Source organism: Aquabacterium sp. (assembly GCF_041915145.1).
In the GTDB taxonomy this organism is placed as follows: domain Bacteria; phylum Pseudomonadota; class Gammaproteobacteria; order Burkholderiales; family Burkholderiaceae_C; genus Aquabacterium.
Genome location: NZ_JAYSBZ010000137.1, coordinates 1 through 3,613, shown reverse-complemented (window position 1 = coordinate 3,613; position 3,613 = coordinate 1). Strand labels below are relative to the sequence as shown.

Below are 3,613 nucleotides of genomic sequence, written 5' to 3'. Positions count from 1 at the left end.
GAAGGCGACCATCGGGTTCACCTCGCTGCGTCAGTCGGGCGACGAAATGGCGGACATCAAGCGCTTGTTCACGCCGGAATTCCGCAACCGCCTGGATGCAACGGTGAGCTTCAAGCCGCTGGACGAGGAAATCATCCTGCGGGTGGTTGACAAGTTCCTGCTGCAGCTTGAAAGCCAGTTGGCCGAGAAGAAGGTCGAGGTCACGTTCACCGACGCCTTGCGCAAGCATTTGGCCAAGCAGGGCTTCGACCCGCTGATGGGCGCGCGGCCGATGCAGCGACTGATTCAGGACACCATCCGGCGCTCGCTGGCTGATGAGTTGCTCTTCGGTCAGTTGACGGACGGCGGCCGTTTGACGGTGGATGTGGATGACGATGGCAAGGTCGAACTCGACATCCAGCCGACCAAGCGTGACAAGCCGAAGGCCGAGCCCGCGACGGCGGAGTAAGTCGGCTGATCGGTGTTGGCAATTGCGCAAAGGGGGGGCTTCGGCCCCCTTCGCTTTTGGCGCAGGAATCGGCTCGTACGCCCGGATGGCGTCAGCGCGCGCCGGGCCGGATCAGCCCGCTTCCGGTGCGATGCGGGTCAGGCCGCCCGCGCTGAGTCTCAGCACGTCGGCGCGCGGGTGGGGGTTGTCCAGATCCCAGTCACTCAAGACCCAGCGCGTGAGCCCGGGAGCCATTTCGTGCTCGCCTGGGCGGTGGGTGTGACCGTGGATCAACGCATGCGCTTGAGCCGCCTCCAGGTGTTGCAGGGCGATGGCGGTATCCACATCGGCCCAGCTCTCGGGCTCGGCCATGGCGCGTTGAGCGTCGCTGCCGGCGCGTATCTTGGTGGCCAACGCGCGGCGGTCGGCCAACGGCTGTTGCAGGATGGCTTGCTGCCATTGCGGTGAGCGCACCTGCGCTCGATAGGCCTGGTAGCGGGTGTCTGCCAGACACCAGGCATCGCCATGAGAGAGCAGGATCCGCTGCCCGAACGCGATCAGCAGCGTCGGGTCGTGCAGCGCAGTCACGCCAAGGTCTTGCAGGCAGTCGGCGCCGATCAGAAAGTCACGGTTGCCGTGCATCAGACCGATGAAGCGCGTCTGGGCCGCGCGGCGGAGGACGTCGAGGCTGCGCTGCTCGAAAGGGTCGGAGCAGGCGTCGTCTCCCACCCAGGCCTCGAACAGGTCGCCCAGGATGAAGATGGCGTCGGCTCGGCTGTGGAGCAGGTGTTGCTCGAAGGCCGCGAACGTCGGGCTGTCGGCGCTTCGGAGGTGCAGGTCAGACAGGAAGTCGATGAGCCGCCAGCCATCGGGGGCCACGACTGTGGCTTGTCGGGTTTGCTCGGCAGGGGTCATGAGCGCGGGCCGCTGGGGGTGAGGCCGAACCCCTGAAGCGGGGCTCGACCGTCATCTGGCGGGCGCGTGACGGCGCCCGGCCAGGAGGCAGATCAGGCGATCTCGACGGCTTGGTTGATGACGACGTCGTCGACGGGCACGTCATCGTGGAAGCCCTTGCGGCCGGTCTTCACCTTCTCGATCTGGTCCACCACGTCCATGCCCGACACCACTTTGCCAAACACAGCGTAGCCCCAGCCCTGAACGTTCTCGGACTTGAAGTTCAGGAAGTCGTTGTTGGTGGTGTTGATGAAGAACTGCGCCGAAGCCGAGTGCGGGTCTTGCGTGCGGGCCATGGCGACGGTGTAGTGGTTGTTCTTCAGGCCGTTCTTGGCTTCGTTCTCGATCGGCGCATCGGTCGGCTTTTGCTTCATGCCGGCTTCAAAGCCGCCACCTTGAATCATGAAACCCTTGATCACGCGGTGGAAGATCGTGCCGTTGTAGTGGCCCTTGTTCACGTAGGCCAGGAAGTTCGCCACCGTCTTGGGGGCGGCGGCGTCGTCGAGTTCGATGCGGATGGCGCCGTGGCTGGTTTGCAGTTCAACAGTTTTGGTCATGGTTTATTTCTCCACGGAGACTTGTTTGATCACGATGGGGGTGACGGGGACGTCGCCCGGTTTGACGGTGGCGACTTGCTTGATCTTGTCGACCACGTCCATGCCTTTGATGACTTGACCGAACACGGCGTAACCTTCGCCGTCGCCCGCATTGGGTTGGTCGAGGAAGGCATTGTCCTTCACGTTGATGAAGAACTGGGCGGTGGCCGAGTTGGGGTCGGACGTGCGCGCCATGGCGATGGTGCCGCGCTTGTTGCTCAGGCCGTTGCGGCTCTCGAGCGGGATGGGGGCATTGGTGGGCTTCTGGCGCATGTCGGTGGTGAAGCCGCCGCCCTGGATCATGAAGCCGTCGATCACCCGATGGAAGATCGTGCCGTTATAGAAGTTGGCCTTGGTGTAGGCCATGAAGTTGGCCACGGTCTTGGGGGCCTTTTCAGCGTCGAGCTTGACGACGATGTCGCCCATGCTGGTGGCGATCTTGACGGTCTGGGCCGACGCCAGCGCGCTGAAGGCCATGAGGCCGCTCACCAGGGCGGCACGTAGCAAAGAGTTCATCCGATTACTCCTTCGTAGAAGATTTTCCAGAGGCCGTTTTCCTGGCCCCAGTATTGCCGTTTGATCGGCCCGCTGCGCTGGCCTGCCAGCACCTCGCCGAACGTCACGACCATGATCTCACTTTTGTCGCGCCAGGTTAGGACGGACAAGTCTTTGATCTGCGTGCTGCGCCCCCTCAGGCTCTGCACGTCGCGCTCCAGGGCGCGTCGCCATTTGGCCGGGTCGGTGCCGGGCTGAAACTGCGGAGAGTAGAACGCGAGGGCACGGTTCAGATCACCGCTGGTGCGGGCGACGCGCCAACCTTCGATCAGGTTGCGAACGCGGGCGCGGTCAGGGGCGACGGCGCCAGGCTGCACCCACTCCAGCCGCTGCACGATGAGCACGGGCGTTGAGCGCGGCTCCACCTGACGCAGCAGCGAATCGAGATCGGGGTTGGACATCACCACGCAACCATCGGTGCTGTGCGGGCTGCGCGCGTAGTTGTCGCGCGGCACGCCGTGCAGCCAGATGCCGTTGCCGGTGCGGCCCAGGCGCTTGTCATATTCGTTGGGGTAGTTCAGTGGCAGGGCGCCGGTGCCGTAGAAGTCGGTGAGCTGCTTGCCGTCGAGGCGACTGGTGACGAAGTAGACGCCGACCGGGGTGCGCTGATCGCCTGCCACGGATTTTTCGACGCCCAGGCGGCCGAGCGACACGTAGTGGTCAGTCAAGATCTGCATGCCTTGCGATGAATTGGCAAACAGATACAGGCGCGAGCGGCTTGCGTCGACCGCGATGGCGTGTGCGCTCGACGGTGGCAGTTCGATGAACTGTCTTGGGATGGCGCCGGTCGGTGGGCGTTCCCGCAGAGCCTGGATACGCCGAGCGGCCTCTTCGCGAAGCTGGGTCAGGCGATCGGGCGGAGCAAACGATGAGATGTAGCCTGGTGCGGCGCCGAAGGTGCGCAGCGGCGTGATCTGCGCGCTGAGCAGGTCGGCGTAGACCAGCTGGGCCAGTTGAAAATTGGGTACGTCTTCAACCAGGGCACGAGCTTGCTTGAGCGCTTCGCGCGTGTTGCCTGCGCCGACGAGGCGATAGATGTCCAGCAGGCGTGCTTCAGGATCGCGCGCCGATGCCAGCGAGG

The 3,613-nt window shown here is 64.1% G+C and carries 4 protein-coding genes and 1 pseudogene; 1 reads left to right on the top strand and 4 read right to left on the bottom strand.

Annotation, left to right across the window (positions count from 1 at the left end):
• Positions 1 to 448, top strand: a pseudogene (gene clpA, locus ACE3SS_RS15090) (ATP-dependent Clp protease ATP-binding subunit ClpA); the annotation flags it as partial.
• 111 nt (positions 449 to 559) lie between these two features.
• Here clpA and ACE3SS_RS15085 read toward each other — a convergent pair.
• The 4 genes from ACE3SS_RS15085 to ACE3SS_RS15070 form a co-directional block, all read right to left on the bottom strand.
• Entirely contained in the window at positions 560 to 1,342 is a 783-nt protein-coding gene (locus ACE3SS_RS15085) for a UDP-2,3-diacylglucosamine diphosphatase (protein WP_374595361.1), read from the bottom strand.
• A 92-nt stretch (positions 1,343 to 1,434) separates the two neighbouring features.
• The gene (locus tag ACE3SS_RS15080; protein WP_374595359.1) at positions 1,435 to 1,938 is read right to left on the bottom strand and encodes a peptidylprolyl isomerase; all 504 of its coding nucleotides are present in this window, start codon (positions 1,936 to 1,938) and stop codon (positions 1,435 to 1,437) included.
• 3 nt (positions 1,939 to 1,941) lie between these two features.
• Positions 1,942 to 2,493: a peptidylprolyl isomerase gene (locus ACE3SS_RS15075; protein WP_374595357.1), complete on the bottom strand. Its 552-nt coding sequence runs from the start codon at positions 2,491 to 2,493 to the stop codon at positions 1,942 to 1,944.
• A partial coding sequence (locus tag ACE3SS_RS15070; protein ID WP_374595355.1) for a murein L,D-transpeptidase family protein occupies positions 2,490 to 3,613 on the bottom strand: 1,124 nt, incomplete at its 5' end. The genes ACE3SS_RS15070 and ACE3SS_RS15075, both read right to left, overlap by 4 nt.